Consider the following 14,224-nt stretch of genomic DNA (forward strand, 5'->3'; position numbering starts at 1 on the left):
CCCGCCCGCTACCGGCGGGTCGTCGGCGCGCACCGCGCTCCCGGCGCCGGCGGACCGAGTCGCGGCTACCTGCTGACCGTGGCGTTGCTCGCCGGCACCGCGTCGATGCCGATCCTCGCCGCGATCAGCACCGGCTCGGCCTCCGTGGGCAACAGCGCACTGCCCGACGCGGGTACCCGGTTCATGCCGACCCCCTCGGTCGGGCCGGTGGTCATCCCGCTGCCCCAGAGCACCCAGGGCCCGGTGCCACCCGCACCCACGCCGGCGGTCGGCGCCACCACCACCGAGCCCCCGCGCCCGCTCCTCCCGGCCGCACCGTCCCTGCCCGAGGGCGGCGACCCGGGTTCCGGCCACCGGTCCCGGCCGTCGGTCGTACCGGCCCCGGCACCCCCGCCCACCCGGCCGTCGCCCCGCCCGCCCCGACAGTCGCCGGCCCCGTCGCCCTCGCCGTCGCCCTCGCCGTCCCCGTCGCCCTCGCCCGACCCGAGCCCGGCCCCGGAGCCGACCGTCACCTCGGCCACACCGCACCCGTCCGACCCCTCGACGACGCCGGATCCGTCCACCAGCACCTCGGCGCCGAGCCCGAGCGGCGGTCCGGAACCGACCACCACGCCGCCGGGCGAGTCGCCGGAACCGAGCCCCAGCGGCGGTCCCACCGCCACGTCGAAGCCGACCCGCTCCGCGACGCCGACCAGCTCCGCCACGCCGGGCGGGTGAGCGCCGCGGCTCCGGCGACGGCAACGGCGATGCGGAGCGGTCATGGAGTCTGAGATCCGCTCGGGGGCGGGGCGCTCACCCCTGCGGCGAGGGGATCAGGCGGGGTCGTCGGTGAGGCGGTGCCGGTTCGCCTCGATCCAGGCGTTCAGCGCCTCCGGGTCGTCCGGGTCCACCCCGTCCGCCATCAGCTGCGCCACCGCGGCGGTGGCCGGGCTGCGTCGCTCACCGGTGCTGTAGAGCCGGGCGAACTCCGGGACCATCTCGGTGATCGCCTCGTCCGTCCGGTCGGCGGCGGCCCGCGACAGCCCCCGCTGCCGGGCCGCGTACGCCGCCCAGGCGCGCAGCACCCGGGGCAGCATCGCGGCGTCGTCCATGTCCAGCACGGCGCGGCGGTGCACCCAGTCGAGCAGGAACAGCTCGGCGACCATCGGGCTCCACCGCATCGGGTCCGCGTCCGGGAAGCTCGCCGCGTGGTCCAGCAGCAGGCCCAGACAGAAGTGCAGGGAGGCCAGCTCGCCGTCGGCCACCTCGGGCAGGCCGAAGCGGGTGGCCTCGGGCGCGTCGAGGAAGGCGCGTACCAGCCGGGTCCGTTCCTCGTCGGTGGGCGGCGGCGTGCCGCTCGGGCCGGCCGACGGGGCCGGCCCGGGCAGCGCGGCCAGCCGGGCGCCCACCAGCGCCCGATCGGTGGCGAGCGAACCCTGGGCGGGCAGCTCGCCGAGGTCGTCGGTGACCGCCAGATGCCGCCTCACCTCGGCGTGCATCCGGGCCGGGTCCTCGGTGCGGAACCAGGTCAGCTCGTCCTCGGTGCAGATCTCCCGGGCCTGCTCGACGATCCGGCCCGCCGGCCCGCCGACGAACACGTCCTTGGTGATGCCGATGTTGTGGTCGACGAGGGCCACCAGCGCGTGCTCCGGCCCGCCCTGCTCCTCGTCGTCGTAGGCGAACGTGGCGAGGTAGGAGGTCTGGTCGCCGTACACGTCGCCGTAGGCCCAGGTGCCGGTGAGGCGCACCCGGCCGAGCTGCCCGGCCCACGCCGGGGCGTGCGCGCCGGGCCGGACCCGGGCGGCGCCCGCAGCGTCCGGCACCAGGCTGGCGAAGACGGCGCGGATGGTGGTCGCGGCGGCGCTGCGCCGGCGGGACGTGGCGGCCAGGAAGCCGGCCACGAACTCGCGGACGGCCTGCTCCCGGTCGTGCTCGGCGACGGCGTAGACGCTGCCCAGCAGCGCGGCGCCGAGCATCTCCGCGTCCAGCGCGGAGTCGAGCCTCGTCACGTCGCGCGCGGCGTGCAGCACCGCGTCGTAAGGGGTCTGTGGCGTGGCCATGCACCGACCCTACGCCGCGCCCCCGGCCACCACACCGGTCAGCGCGCCGGGTTCAGCGCTGCTCGGCCTCCCGCAGCGCGTCCCGCGCCGCGCCGTAGCGCGCCAGCACGGCCCAGACCGGATCCAGCACGTACTTCTCGCCGACGCTGCCCACGGAGGTGAGCAGGCGCTGCTCGGCGCGACGGCGGGCCCGCCGGGCCGCCCAGCCGACCACCGGCCGGGTCAGCGCCGCGACCAGCAACCCGGCCAGCAGGCCGCCCAGCAGCAGCACGGTGGGCCAGGGCACCTCGCCGAGCCTCGGGTGCTCCAGCGGCGGCAGGCCGAGGAAGCGCACCGCGTAGCCCAGGACCAGCCAGAGCAATCCGCCGAGCGCGGCGAGGGTGACCAGCCACTGGATCCCGCCGACCACCCGCCACCACGCGGGCCGCCGGTCCATGCCGAGGTCGGTGGCCGCTACCGCGTGGTCCAGCGCGCCCGGCAGGTCGGTCAACCGGGACCGGGCCGCGGCGGTCACCGCGGCCGGCCAGGGCGCCGGCAGGTCGGTGCTGGAGCGGTCGGCCACCGCCCGGATGGCCAGGTGCAGCGACGACCGCTGCGCGGCGGTCGGATCGGGTACGGAGGTCGCCGAGATCAGGCTCTCCGCCGGCGCCTCCGGGTCGCGCCCGGGCAGGTGCAGCCGGCGCAGCGGATCGGGGCGCAGCTTCCGCCAGCTCCGCACCAGCGGCCAGCCGGTGCTGCTCACCGCCCGGTGCCGGTAGGCGCCCTCGACCGCCTGCGCGACGGTCGGCACCCCGGCCGCCCCGGCGAGCGCCCGGGTGAGCTCCTGGGCCGAGGCGTCACCGGGTCGGGTGCGCGGCGGCTCCGGCCCGACCAGCGGTTCCAGATCGGCCACCACGGCGTCCACGTCCCCGGAGAGCCGGCGCAGGGCGGCCTGCCGTTCGGCGACCGTCTTCTCCAACTCGGCCCGTAGCCCGGCCAACCCGGCCGGGTCGGTGGCCACGGTGGGCAGCAGCGGCACCCCGCCCAGCCCGTCGGCGTCGAGCAGCCGGCGCAGGTCGTCGAGGACCGTGGGCAGCTCGGTCGGGTGCAACCGGTCGGCCTGGTTGAGCACCACCACGGTCACGTCCTTGTGCCGGTGGAACTCGCGCAGGTAGCTGGTGTGGATCACGCGGTCGGCGTACTTCTGCGGGTCGACCACCCAGACCACGAGGTCGACCAGGCCGAGCAGCCGGTCGACCTCCAGCCGGTGGTGGTGCTGCACCGAGTCGAAGTCGGGCAGGTCCAGCAGGACGAGGCCGTGCAGGGTCGACTCGTCGTCGCCGTCCAGCGGGCTCTCCCGGACGAAACGGTGCCGGGGGAGCACGCCGACCCAGTCGAGCAGCCGGACCGCGCCGTCGAGCGGACCCCACACGCAGGCATGGGCCACCCCGGTGGTCGGGCGGCGCACGCCGACCGGGGAGAGGTCCATCCGGGCGAGCGCGTTGAACAGGCTCGACTTGCCGCTGCCGGTCGCGCCGGCCAGGGCGACCAGGGTGTGGCGGCCGGAGAGGGCGAGCCGGTCACCGGCCCGCTCGACCACCGTGTGCCCGGCCACGAGCTGGGCGTCGGGCACCTGGCCGTCCACCGCGCGGAGGAACCGCTGGACCGCCTCCAGGCGCGCGATCAGGACGTCCGGATCGACCCGCTGGTCGGCCCGGAACGCCTCGCGTACCCGTCCCACGATGTTCGTCATGGGTGTCGACCGTCCTGTTCGGTGGTGGGCAACGCGGCGTCGGCCGTGGACAGACCGCTGCGGTGCCGGGCCCGTTCGACCGCCACGGCGGCCCGGCGCAGCGTCTCGCCGGCGTCGGCGGCCGGGCGGGCGGCCTCGGTGCGGGCCAGGAAACGGGCGGCCTCCTCGGCCATCAACGCGCCGACCCGGTCGAGCAGGTCGACCCGCGCCTTGCGGGACAGGTTCCGCACCGCCTGGTCGCCGAAGATGGCCTGGAGCACGGTCTGGCCGGCGACCGCGGTGCCGGTGCCCGCGGCGACCTCGAGCCCGGTGGGGATGAAGGCGGTGGAGGCGAAGACGCCGATCATGACGGCCAGACCGGTGGCATTGACCGCGTAGGCGGCCGTGCGGGCCACGAAACGGCGGTCGGCGCCCTCGACGCGGACCAGCTCCAGCACCCCGCGCTGCCAGTCGCGGACCAGTTGCTCACCGCGCGCGGGCAGGTCGGCCGAGGCGTGCGCCAGCTCCGGCTCGAGCAGCGCCGCGCCCGCCGGATGCGCCTTCCACCCGGTGTACGCGTTCTCCGCTGCCTCGGCGGCCACCCCGCGCAGCAGCGTGACCAGCTGGGACTCGATAGCGGTACGCAGCTCCGCGGCGGGCGCGGGTCGTCCGGTGATGGTCGCGACCACCCGGTCGCGCAGCCGCCCGATCCGCGCCTCCAGGCTGCGGAAGAACTCGCCGGTGCCGACGAACTCCTGCCAGCGGGCCAGCACCTCGCCGCGGAGCAGCCGGCCGTCCTTGAGCCCCTGGTCGACGGTGCGCTCCGCGCCCCGGTAGGCGGCCCGGACCCGCTCGTCCAGCGCCTCGGCGGCGGCCACCTGCTCGTCGGCGGCGTCGGCCAGCGCCTCGACCACCGGGTGCAGGGCGGCCAGCGCGCCGTCGAGCGTCTGCCGGACCACCGCCGAGCGGGCCTCCGCGTCGCCGGCGAGCCGGGCGAACCACCCGCTCAGCGGGGCCGTCATCCGGTCGGGCAGCAGCCCCTGCCCGTCCACCCACGTCTCCGGCAGCACGAACAGCGGCGCGGCGCCCAGCTCCTGGCTGGCCAGCATCTGCGACAGGTGGGCGGCGATCTCGTCGGCCGCCTCGGGCGGGACCCGGTCGAGCACCATGGCCACGGCGGTGCCCCGGGCCCGGGCGCTGCGCAGCAGCTCCCAGGGGACGGCGTCGGCGTAGCGCGCGGCGGTGGTGACGAACAGCCAGAGGTCGGCGGCGGCGAGCAGCTGCCCGGCGAGCGCCCGGTTGGCGTCGACCACCGAGTCGATGTCGGGGGCGTCGAGGAAGGCCAGGCCGGGCGGCAGCGCCGGGGCGGTGACCAGTTGCAGGGTGCCGGGGTGCTCGCTCGGGTCGGTGGTGCGGGTCAGGCCGGGCAGCAGCTCGCCCTGGCGGAACCAGGCCGCGTCGGCGGGGTTGCAGACCAGCACCGGGGAGCGGGTGGTCGGGCGGAGCACACCCGCCGCGCTGACCCGCGCCTGGACCAGGCTGTTGACCAACGTCGACTTGCCGGCACCGGTCGAGCCGCCGACCACCACGAGCAGTGGGGCGTCGAGCCGGGCCAGGCGCGGCAGCAGGTAGTCGTCGAGCTGGTCGGTGAGGCTGCGGGCGGCCTGCCGGGCCGAATCGGCCGACGGCAGCGTCAACGGGAAGCGAGCCGCGTCGATCGCGGACCGCAGGCCGGCTAGCGCGGCGGGCAGGCCCGCGGCGTCTCCGCCGGGCTGGTTCTCGCCGTGGGTGGTTCCGGTGCGGGCTGCGACGGCGGGCGCGCCGGCACGGGTGGCGGGATCGCCATGCGTCGTCACCGCTAAAGCGTGCCCGACCGACGCAAGGTAAGACAACCGGACGGTAATAACGGTCAGGTTGCGCCGAGTCGACTCAACCTCGACTTGCGGTTTGCCGAGGGCGTGGCACCATTGAGTCAAGTTCACTCAACTTGTGGTGCGGCCGCCTCCGGGCGACCCCGCCGGGCAGGTCGTCTGACCTGCTCACCCGTTACGAAGCGAGGAAGCGAACATGGCACGTGCGGTCGGCATCGACCTCGGCACGACGAACTCCTGCGTCAGCGTTCTCGAGGGCGGTGAGCCCACCGTCATCGCCAACGCCGAGGGCTCGCGGACGACTCCCTCGATCGTCGCGTTCGCCCGCAACGGCGAGGTGCTCGTCGGTGAGGTCGCCAAGCGCCAGGCGGTGACCAACCCCGACCGGACCATCCGCTCGGTCAAGCGGGAGATCGGCACCAACTGGACCGTCGACATCGACGGCAAGAAGTACACCCCGCAGGAGATCTCGGCCCGGACGCTGATGAAGCTCAAGCGGGACGCCGAGGCGTACCTGGGCGAGCAGATCGCCGACGCGGTGATCACCGTCCCGGCCTACTTCAACGACGGGCAGCGCCAGGCCACCAAGGAGGCCGGTGAGATCGCCGGCTTCAACGTGCTGCGGATCGTGAACGAGCCGACCGCGGCCGCCCTGGCGTACGGCCTGGACAAGGGCTCCAAGGAGCAGACCGTCCTGGTCTTCGACCTCGGTGGCGGCACCTTCGACGTGTCGCTGCTGGAGCTGGCCGAGGGCGTGGTCGAGGTCAAGTCGACGAGCGGTGACAACCAGCTCGGTGGCGACGACTGGGACCAGCGCATCATCGACCACCTGGTGAAGACGTTCCGTGGCGAGCACGGCATCGACCTCTCGCAGGACAAGATGGCCATGCAGCGGCTCAAGGAGGCGGCCGAGAAGGCCAAGATCGAGCTGTCCGCGGCCACCACCAGCAACATCAACCTGCCGTACATCACCGCCGGCTCGGCCGGCCCGCTGCACCTCGACGTGACGCTGAGCCGCGCCGAGTTCCAGCGCATGACGCAGGACCTGCTGGACCGCTGCAAGGGCCCGTTCGAGCAGGCCGTCAAGGACGCCGGGATCAAGGTCTCCGACGTCGACCACGTCATCCTGGTCGGCGGCTCCACCCGGATGCCGGCCGTCACCGACCTGGTCAAGCAGCTCACCGGCCGTGACCCGAACAAGGGCGTCAACCCGGACGAGGTCGTCGCCGTCGGCGCCGCCCTCCAGGCCGGCGTGCTCAAGGGCGAGGTCAAGGACGTCCTGCTGCTCGACGTGACCCCGCTGAGCCTGGGCATCGAGACCAAGGGCGGCATCTTCACCAAGCTCATCGAGCGCAACACCACCATCCCGACCAAGCGCTCCGAGGTCTTCACCACGGCCGACGACAACCAGCCGTCGGTGCTGATCCAGGTGTTCCAGGGCGAGCGGGAGATCGCGGCCTACAACAAGAAGCTCGGCACCTTCGAGCTGACCGGCCTCCCGCCGGCGCCGCGCGGCGTGCCGCAGATCGAGGTCACGTTCGACATCGACGCCAACGGCATCGTGAACGTGCACGCCAAGGACCTGGGCACCGGCAAGGAGCAGAAGATGACGATCACCGGCGGCTCCTCGCTGCCGAAGGACGACATCGAGCGCATGCGCCGGGACGCCGAGGAGCACGCCGACGAGGACAAGCGTCGCCGCGAGGAGGCGGAGACCCGCAACGTCGCCGAGGCGCTCCAGTGGCAGACCGAGAAGTTCCTCGCCGAGAGCGGCGACAAGCTGCCGGGTGAGAACCGTGACCAGCTCAACGAGGCGCTCGGCGAGCTGCGCAGCGCCCTCGGCGGGCAGGACATCGACAAGATCAAGGCCGCGCACGAGAAGCTGGCCCAGGTCTCCCAGCAGGCTGGTTCGCTGCTCTACGCCCAGCAGCAGGAGGGCGAGCCGGGTGCCCAGGGCGCTCCGGGCGCCGGTGCTGCCGGGCCGGGTGCCGGCGCCGGTGCGACCGGTGGCCCGCAGGCCGGCGGCCCCGACGACGTGGTCGACGCGGAGATCGTGGACGAGGACAAGAAGTGACAGTCGGTCCCCGACACGACTCGCACCGCAGAGGGATGAGGTAACCGCATGACGGACAAGCCACGAGCGGCCGACCCGGGCTCGACCGGGTCGGCGCCGGGTGGCTCCCCGGGCGCCGGCAAGGACGCCGGCGACGAGCCGCGGGTCGTCATCCGCGACAAGCGCAAGCTCGGCAAGGTGACCGAGGAACCGGCGAACGACGCCTCGGCCGCCGACGCCGCCGCCGACGCGCCCGCCGAGGGCCTGGTCGAGGAGGCCGAGGTCGTGGTCGACGAGATCGTCGGCGAGGCCGAGGTCGCCGGGCCGCCGGTGGTCGACTCGCCCGCCGAGCCGAGCGGGGAGACCGGCGGCACGTCGGCTCCGCTCGGGGCCGAGCTGGAGTCGCTCCGCTCCGATCTGGAGGAGCGCACCCGCGACCTCCAGCGGGTCTCGGCGGAGTACGCCAACTACCGCAAGCGGGTCGACCGCGACCGCAACCTGGTCCAGGAGCAGGCGACCGGCGGGGTGCTCACCGCGCTGCTGCCGATCCTCGACGACCTGGACCGGGCGCGCGAGCACGGTGACCTGGTGGGCCCGTTCGGCAGCGTGGCCGAGCAGCTCACCGGGGCGCTGGGCAAGTTCGGCCTGACCGCGTTCGGCGAGCAGGGCGACCCGTTCGACCCGACCCGGCACGAGGCGGTGGCCCACCAGACCTCCGCCGACGTGACCGAGCCGACCTGCGTGCAGGTCATGCGCCGGGGCTACCAGCTCGGTGAGCGGCTGCTGCGGCCGGCCCTGGTCGCGGTCGCGGACCCGGAGTAGTGCCGACCCGTGACGTCCCGCCCGCCCCGCTCGGGCGGGCGGGACGACCGGGATTCGACCCGTGGAAGGGGGTGGACCGGTGAGTTCCAAGGACTGGATCGAGAAGGACTACTACGCCGCGTTGGGCGTGGACAAGTCCGCCTCCTCGGACGACATCAAGAAGTCGTACCGGAAATTGGCCCGGGAGTCGCATCCGGACCACAACCCCGGCGACACCGGGGCCGAGGAGCGGTTCAAGACCGTCTCCGAGGCGTACGCGGTGCTCGGCGACGAGAAGAAGCGGCGCGAGTACGACGAGATGCGGTCGCTCTTCGGCTCGGGGGCGTTCCGGCGCGGCGCCCGCGGCGCGGGCCAGCCCGGCGGCGCGCCGTTCGACGTCTCCGACCTGTTCGGCGGCGGTGGCGCCGGCGGTGCCGACACCCGGTTCGGCGGGGGTGGCTTCACCGACCTGTTCAGCACGATCTTCTCCGGTGGCGGCGGTGGGGGCGCGGCCCGTCCGCGCGGCCCGGCCCGGGGTCGGGACGTCGAGGCCGAGGTGGCGCTCGACTTCTCCGACGCGGTCCGCGGCGTCACGCTGCCGCTGACCCTGCGCGCGCCCGGGGTCTGCGACACCTGCCACGGCAACGGCGCGAAGCCGGGCACCCAACCGGTCGCCTGCCCGGTCTGCCACGGCGCCGGGGTCACCACCCGCAACCAGGGGTCGTTCAGCTTCTCCGAGCCGTGTCGCAACTGCCAGGGCGTCGGCACGATCGTCGAGGAGAAGTGCCCGGAGTGCCACGGCACCGGCGGGGTCACCAAGACCCGCACGCTGACCGTGCGCTTTCCGGCCGGGGTGGCCGACGGGCAGCGGATCCGCCTGGCGGGTCGGGGCGAGCCCGGTGAGCGGGGCGGCCCGGCCGGAGATCTGTTCGTGCACGTGAAGGTCCGCCCGGACGAGCTGTTCGGGCGCACCGGGGACGATCTGACCCTGAACGTCCCGATCACCTACGCCGAGGCCGTGCTCGGCACCGACCTGCGGGTCCCGACCCTGGACGGCACGGTGACCCTGCGGGTGCCACCGGGTACTCCCGCCGGACGGGTGCTGCGGGCCCGGGGCAAGGGCGTCGTCCGCAAGGACGGCCGCGTCGGTGACCTGCTGGTCACGCTGGACGTGGTGGTCCCGGCGACGGTGTCGGACGAGGCCCGGGCGGCCCTGGAGACCTTCGCGGCGCAGACCCCGCCCGCCGCGCGGGAACATCTCGAAGCGCGGGTACGTCGATTCAGTTGACGGCGGCAGCGGAGGTGAGCGGGCATGTCGGAGGAGTACGTCGGGTCAGGTGACCCGGCCTACGAGGCCAAGATCTTGATGATCTCGGTGGCCGCGCGGATGGCGGGCATGCACCCCCAGACGCTGCGCCAGTACGACCGGTTGGGCCTGGTGCAGGCCGGCCGGGCGGCCGGTGGCGGCCGACGCTACAGCGTCCGGGACGTGGTGCTGCTCCGCGAGGTGCAGCGCCTCAGCCAGGACGACGGGATCAACCTGGCCGGGGTGAAGCGGATCATCGGGCTGGAGCGGCTGCTGGAGGAGGCGCAGCAGCGGGTGGCCCGGCTGGAGGCGGAGCTGGACGCCGCGTACCGGCGGATCGCCGAGCTGGAGTCGCTGGGCGGCTTCGCCCGGGGCGACCTCGTGCCGACCAACCGCACCTCCACCGCGCTCGTCGTCTGGCGTCCCCGCCGCACCCCCGACCGCTGACGCTCGCGTTCCACCGAAGGCCGGCACCGCCCCGGGTTCTCCCGGGGGTGCCGGCCTTCGTCATGCGCGCTGCCTCCGCGGCTGGTGGGTGGCGCTTCCGGGCCGCTGGGGGTTCGTCGTCGATGCCACCTACCGGTGGAGCGCCATGGGTGTCCACGGCGCGCTGAAGGGCGGGTGGCGCCCACCGCGCGTGTCCGGGCCGAGGTTGCCCGGAAAGCCGGGTGCGGCAGGGCGGCGTGCACTACGCTGCTGATCAGGGATAAATGCCCTGAAACGGAATCCGGGCTGGCGGGGGGAGCCATGGCGGAACCGGCGAAGAAGGTGGCGGAACGGGCGGAGGAACGGCTGGAGAAGGTGGCCGAGAACGTCCGGGAGCGGTTCGACCGGGTGACCGAGGGTCGCTTCAGCGACAAGGTCAAGGAAGGGCGGTTCGCCGACCAGACCGACCACGGAGTGGACCGGGCCAGGGACGACGAACGCCGGAAGAAGCAGGGCGGATCGACCTGACGATCCGCCGACGTGCGGGCCGGGACCCACGGGGGGTCCCGGCCCGTTCGCCATTTCCTGCCGCTCCCGGCCGTTCCCGCCTCACAACCGCCCCCCACGCACGTGACCAAGGAGTTCGTGTCACCCCCGAGATCCACTCCGACACAAACTCCTTGATCACCTGGAGGGTGCGGCGGCGGAGATCAAGTTCGCCGTCAATCTCGTGGTCGCCGGGCCGGGGTCGCCCCTTCCGTCGATCTTGGAGTTGTGGCGGCTCGTCATTCCCCCGATAAGGGGCATTCCTTGGCACCACAAGTCCAAGATCGGCGGGGTGGGGTGGGGTGGGGTGGGTTAGAGGCGGCGGTTCTCGCGGACCAGGCCGCCCTCGCACCAGTCCCGGTAGACGAAGAGGTCGGGGCGGGCGAGCAGGACCCGGCTGTTGTGCGCCCAGTTGCGCATCAGGTCGTCGCCGGCCCGCTCGGCGTGCTCGACCAGCTTCCGGAAGCGCCGTTTCGGGTGCGCCCGGAAGTTCGTCCGGATGCCGTCGGCGGCGTAGATGTAGAGGCAGTGCAGCGCGAACCGACGGGCCGGGCAGTTCTGGTCCATGGCCAGGTCGAACAGCGTCTGGACCAGGTGGTCACCGGCGACCAGCAGGTCCCAGTCCGGCGGCATGGAGGTCAGCGGCACCGAGTCCGGCTGGTAGGCCCACGCCCGCAGCTCGGCGGGCGAGGGGTCGACCGGGTTGGCGAAGCCGTGGAACGTCTCTTCCTGCACGCTCACCGGCCGACCTTCCGCAATCGCTGGCGGGGGCGCTGGCCACCCGCAGATGCTGCCTGCTGGGGCGACACGTTAACGCGGTTGGGCGGAGCAGTGGTAGACCTTCCCGGGATCAATTTGACAACCGTTGGCCGGGCCGGGCCGCTGAGTCGCGGCTCCGGCCCGGCCGAGGTCAGTCGCCCACCCGTACCTGGGCCGCGGCCCGGGTGGCGGCGGCGCGTTGGCGCAGCCACTGCTTGAACCACGGCGTGTCCGGCAGCCGGGCGAGCAGCGGCCCGGTCACCACCGTGATCAGCACGTACGCCGTGGCGAGCGCGGCCAGCTTGGGCTCCACCGGGTAGATGGCCGAGACGGCCAGCCCGGCGATGACGATGGAGAACTCGCCGCGCGGGGTGAGCGCCAGGCCGGCCCGCCAGCGCCCGGGCTCGGCGATCCCGGCCCGACGGGCGGCCAGGTAGCCGGTGGCCACCTTCGTCGCCATGGTCACCACGGCCAGCAGCAGCGCGGGCAGCAGCACCGGCGGCATGTCCAGCGGGTTGGTGACCAGCCCGAAGAACACGAAGAAGACCGCGGCGAAGAGGTCCCGCAGCGGGGAGAGCAGCTCGGTGGCGTGGTGCGCGACCGGGCCGGACAACGCGATGCCGACCAGGAACGCGCCGACCGCGGCGGAGACCTGGAGCTTCGCCGCGAGGCCGGCGACCAGCAGGGTCAGGCCGAGCACCCCGAGCAGGAGCGCCTCCGGATCCTTGGCGGAGAGCGCGGTGGAGATCAGGTGGCCGTACCGGATCGCCACGGCCAGCACGACGACCACGGTGAGCACCGCGACGGCGAGTGCGAAGCCGCCCTTGACCAGGCCGACCCCGGCGAGCAGCGCGGTGACCAGCGGCAGGTAGAGGGCCATCGCCAGGTCCTCGATCACCAGGACGGAGAGGATCACCGGGGTCTCCCGGTTACCGACCCGGCCCAGGTCGCCGAGCACCTTGGCGATCACGCCCGAGGAGGAGACCCAGGTGACGCCGGCGAGCACCACGGCGGCCACCCAGCCCCAGCCGAGCAGCAACGCGAAGGCGAAACCGGGCAGCGCGTTGAACACCGCGTCGATCACTCCGGCCGGCGCCGCCGACCGGAGGTTGCCCACCAGTTCGTTGGCGCTGTATTCCAGGCCGAGCATGACCAGCAGCAGGATCACGCCGATCTCCGCCCCGACGGCGAAGAACTCCTCGCTGGCGTTCAGCGGCAGCAGGCCACCGTGGCCGAACGCGAGGCCGGCGAGGAGGTAGAGCGGGATGGGCGAGACGCCGACACGACGGCTCAGCCGGCCCAGCAGGCCGAGCAGGAGCAGCAGCGCCCCGACCTCGATGAGCAGGATGGTGGTTTCGTGCATACGCGTCAGCCGTCCGGATCGGTCTCGGCGAGGATCGCTGTCACGCCGTCGAGACCCTGACGGGTGCCGACCACGACGACCACGTCGCCGGATTCGAACCGGAAGGTGGGGTCGGGCGAGACGTTGACCTCGCCCTGACGCAGCACGGCCACGATCGACGCGCTGGTCCGGGTGCGGGCCTTGGTGTCGCCGAGCCGCCGACCGACGTACTTGGAGCCGGCCGGGATCACGATCTGCTCGGTCAGCAGCCCGGCGGCCTGCTCGCGCAGCCCGGAGAGCTGACCCAGCATCAGCGACGCGCCGAGGATGTCGGCGAGCGCCTCCGCCTCGTCGTCGGTCAGCGGTATGTCGTGCTGACAGGAGTCGGGATCGTCCGGGTCGTAGAGGACCAGGTCGCGGCGGCCATTGCGGTGGGAGACCACGCCGAGCCGGCGGCCGGATTCCGTCATGAGGTCATGACGTACGCCGATCCCGGGTAAGGCGGTCTGTTCGACACGTACTCGCACGCGGGTGAGGCTACCTCTGCCGGGCACCTGGTGGCTCGCGGGCCGAGTCACCTCCCGATCCGGGCTCCGGCTCGCCTACTTCGGCTCGGCGACGAACACGCCGACGCCTTCGAGGGTCTCGGTGAGGCCGGTCGCGCGAAGGATCATCATCGCCTTGCCGACCACCGTGTCGGAGACGCCGTACTCCCTGCACAGTTGGGCGCGACTCGGCAGCTTGTGGCCGGGTGGCCACTCTCCCGAATCGATCTTGCGCTTCAGCTCGTCTGCGAGCACCTGGTACTGCTGCTTGGGCATGCACACTCCCCGGATGGCACGCCCATTCGACCACGCATCGACCTCCAACCTCAAGCAATCGTGGGTTGGTCGTTGACCTACAACCGGTACCGATTGTAGGTTGCTCGTGAACGCTCCCGGATGGCACCTGGAGCGCTTCCTCGGGTCGGGGCGGGCACCCCCGTGGTCCGTCCCGACCCCCGTTCGGAGAAAGGGGACCAACGTGATGCGTGACCTGGCAAGTCGTCGATGACCGGGCGGTACGTGATCCATCTGCCGGTGCGGGCTTCCGACCTGGCCCGGGCCAAGGTGCTCGGTCGCACCGCCGGCCGGGCGCTGGGGTTCCTGGCGGTGGTCGAGTTGGGCGGGATCACCGTCTCGGCCGAGGACGACCAGTGCGTACGCCACTGGGTCTTCTGCGACCGCACGCTCGACGGCGGCCGACGGTGCGTGCTGCGCGCCGACCACGTGACCCCCTGCGCCGCACGCCTCGCCGGCCGCCGCAGTCTCTGACGACCGGGTGCACGTGTTGTCGCTGGGGCGGCAACAGGTGCACCCGAACACCGGGAC

General features: G+C 73.4%; 14 protein-coding genes. 6 read left to right on the forward strand and 8 right to left on the reverse strand.

The window, feature by feature from the left end; all coding sequences use genetic code 11:
* Positions 1 to 65: 65 nt before the first annotated feature.
* The 4 genes from GA0070213_RS12325 to GA0070213_RS12340 form a co-directional block, all read right to left on the reverse strand.
* On the reverse strand, positions 66 to 704 hold the full coding sequence (locus GA0070213_RS12325) for a hypothetical protein (RefSeq protein ID WP_091062097.1): 639 nt from the start codon (positions 702 to 704) through the stop codon (positions 66 to 68).
* 108 nt (positions 705 to 812) lie between these two features.
* Entirely contained in the window at positions 813 to 2,039 is a 1,227-nt protein-coding gene (locus GA0070213_RS12330) for a hypothetical protein (protein WP_091062100.1), read from the reverse strand.
* 52 nt (positions 2,040 to 2,091) lie between these two features.
* Complete coding sequence (locus tag GA0070213_RS12335; RefSeq protein WP_091062103.1) at positions 2,092 to 3,771, reverse strand: GTPase; 1,680 nt, start codon at positions 3,769 to 3,771, stop codon at positions 2,092 to 2,094.
* Complete coding sequence (locus GA0070213_RS12340; protein ID WP_091062105.1) at positions 3,768 to 5,606, reverse strand: P-loop NTPase family protein; 1,839 nt, start codon at positions 5,604 to 5,606, stop codon at positions 3,768 to 3,770. The genes GA0070213_RS12335 and GA0070213_RS12340 overlap by 4 nt, the downstream gene beginning before the upstream one ends.
* A gap of 211 nt (positions 5,607 to 5,817) precedes the next feature.
* On the opposite strand from GA0070213_RS12340, the gene dnaK reads away from it, so the two are divergent.
* From dnaK to GA0070213_RS12365, 5 genes are all read left to right on the forward strand, one after another.
* A complete protein-coding gene (gene dnaK / locus GA0070213_RS12345; protein WP_091062107.1) occupies positions 5,818 to 7,695 on the forward strand; it encodes a molecular chaperone DnaK in 1,878 nt (625 codons plus the stop codon).
* A 48-nt stretch (positions 7,696 to 7,743) separates the two neighbouring features.
* Positions 7,744 to 8,496 (forward strand): nucleotide exchange factor GrpE, encoded by a 753-nt coding sequence (grpE, locus tag GA0070213_RS12350; protein WP_091062112.1) that lies wholly within the window; start codon positions 7,744 to 7,746, stop codon positions 8,494 to 8,496.
* Positions 8,497 to 8,575: 79 nt separating this feature from the next.
* On the forward strand, positions 8,576 to 9,763 hold the full coding sequence (dnaJ, locus tag GA0070213_RS12355; RefSeq protein WP_091062114.1) for a molecular chaperone DnaJ: 1,188 nt from the start codon (positions 8,576 to 8,578) through the stop codon (positions 9,761 to 9,763).
* A gap of 24 nt (positions 9,764 to 9,787) precedes the next feature.
* Positions 9,788 to 10,228 (forward strand): heat shock protein transcriptional repressor HspR, encoded by a 441-nt coding sequence (locus GA0070213_RS12360; protein WP_091062116.1) that lies wholly within the window; start codon positions 9,788 to 9,790, stop codon positions 10,226 to 10,228.
* A gap of 300 nt (positions 10,229 to 10,528) precedes the next feature.
* Positions 10,529 to 10,735 (forward strand): hypothetical protein, encoded by a 207-nt coding sequence (locus tag GA0070213_RS12365; protein ID WP_043327580.1) that lies wholly within the window; start codon positions 10,529 to 10,531, stop codon positions 10,733 to 10,735.
* Between the two features lie 330 nt (positions 10,736 to 11,065).
* Here GA0070213_RS12365 and GA0070213_RS12370 read toward each other — a convergent pair whose 3' ends face one another.
* The 4 genes from GA0070213_RS12370 to GA0070213_RS12385 all read right to left on the reverse strand — a co-directional run bounded on the left by GA0070213_RS12370 (position 11,066) and on the right by GA0070213_RS12385 (position 13,675).
* Entirely contained in the window at positions 11,066 to 11,494 is a 429-nt protein-coding gene (locus tag GA0070213_RS12370; protein WP_091062119.1) for a hypothetical protein, read from the reverse strand.
* 169 nt (positions 11,495 to 11,663) lie between these two features.
* The gene (locus GA0070213_RS12375; RefSeq protein ID WP_091062121.1) at positions 11,664 to 12,875 is read right to left on the reverse strand and encodes a cation:proton antiporter; all 1,212 of its coding nucleotides are present in this window, start codon (positions 12,873 to 12,875) and stop codon (positions 11,664 to 11,666) included.
* A 5-nt stretch (positions 12,876 to 12,880) separates the two neighbouring features.
* On the reverse strand, positions 12,881 to 13,381 hold the full coding sequence (locus tag GA0070213_RS12380; RefSeq protein ID WP_091062123.1) for a cation:proton antiporter regulatory subunit: 501 nt from the start codon (positions 13,379 to 13,381) through the stop codon (positions 12,881 to 12,883).
* A 75-nt stretch (positions 13,382 to 13,456) separates the two neighbouring features.
* Positions 13,457 to 13,675 (reverse strand): GntR family transcriptional regulator, encoded by a 219-nt coding sequence (locus GA0070213_RS12385; RefSeq protein ID WP_091062423.1) that lies wholly within the window; start codon positions 13,673 to 13,675, stop codon positions 13,457 to 13,459.
* Positions 13,676 to 13,903: 228 nt separating this feature from the next.
* On the opposite strand from GA0070213_RS12385, the gene GA0070213_RS12390 reads away from it, so the two are divergent.
* Positions 13,904 to 14,167 (forward strand): hypothetical protein, encoded by a 264-nt coding sequence (locus tag GA0070213_RS12390; protein ID WP_091062124.1) that lies wholly within the window; start codon positions 13,904 to 13,906, stop codon positions 14,165 to 14,167.
* The last annotated feature ends 57 nt before the right edge of the window (positions 14,168 to 14,224 follow it).

Origin of the sequence: Micromonospora humi (genome assembly GCF_900090105.1) — a bacterium.
GTDB classification, from domain to species: domain Bacteria; phylum Actinomycetota; class Actinomycetes; order Mycobacteriales; family Micromonosporaceae; genus Micromonospora; species Micromonospora humi.

Coding starts and splice junctions, on each gene's coding strand:
- GA0070213_RS12330 (WP_091062100.1), bottom strand. CDS start 2,039: ATGGCCACGCCACAGACCCCTTACGACGCGGTGCTGCACGCCGCGCGC.
- GA0070213_RS12335 (WP_091062103.1), bottom strand. CDS start 3,771: ATGACGAACATCGTGGGACGGGTACGCGAGGCGTTCCGGGCCGACCAG.
- dnaK (WP_091062107.1), top strand. CDS start 5,818: ATGGCACGTGCGGTCGGCATCGACCTCGGCACGACGAACTCCTGCGTC.
- grpE (WP_091062112.1), top strand. CDS start 7,744: ATGACGGACAAGCCACGAGCGGCCGACCCGGGCTCGACCGGGTCGGCG.
- GA0070213_RS12360 (WP_091062116.1), top strand. CDS start 9,788: ATGTCGGAGGAGTACGTCGGGTCAGGTGACCCGGCCTACGAGGCCAAG.
- GA0070213_RS12365 (WP_043327580.1), top strand. CDS start 10,529: ATGGCGGAACCGGCGAAGAAGGTGGCGGAACGGGCGGAGGAACGGCTG.
- GA0070213_RS12375 (WP_091062121.1), bottom strand. CDS start 12,875: ATGCACGAAACCACCATCCTGCTCATCGAGGTCGGGGCGCTGCTGCTC.
- GA0070213_RS12385 (WP_091062423.1), bottom strand. CDS start 13,675: ATGCCCAAGCAGCAGTACCAGGTGCTCGCAGACGAGCTGAAGCGCAAG.
- GA0070213_RS12390 (WP_091062124.1), top strand. CDS start 13,904: ATGACCGGGCGGTACGTGATCCATCTGCCGGTGCGGGCTTCCGACCTG.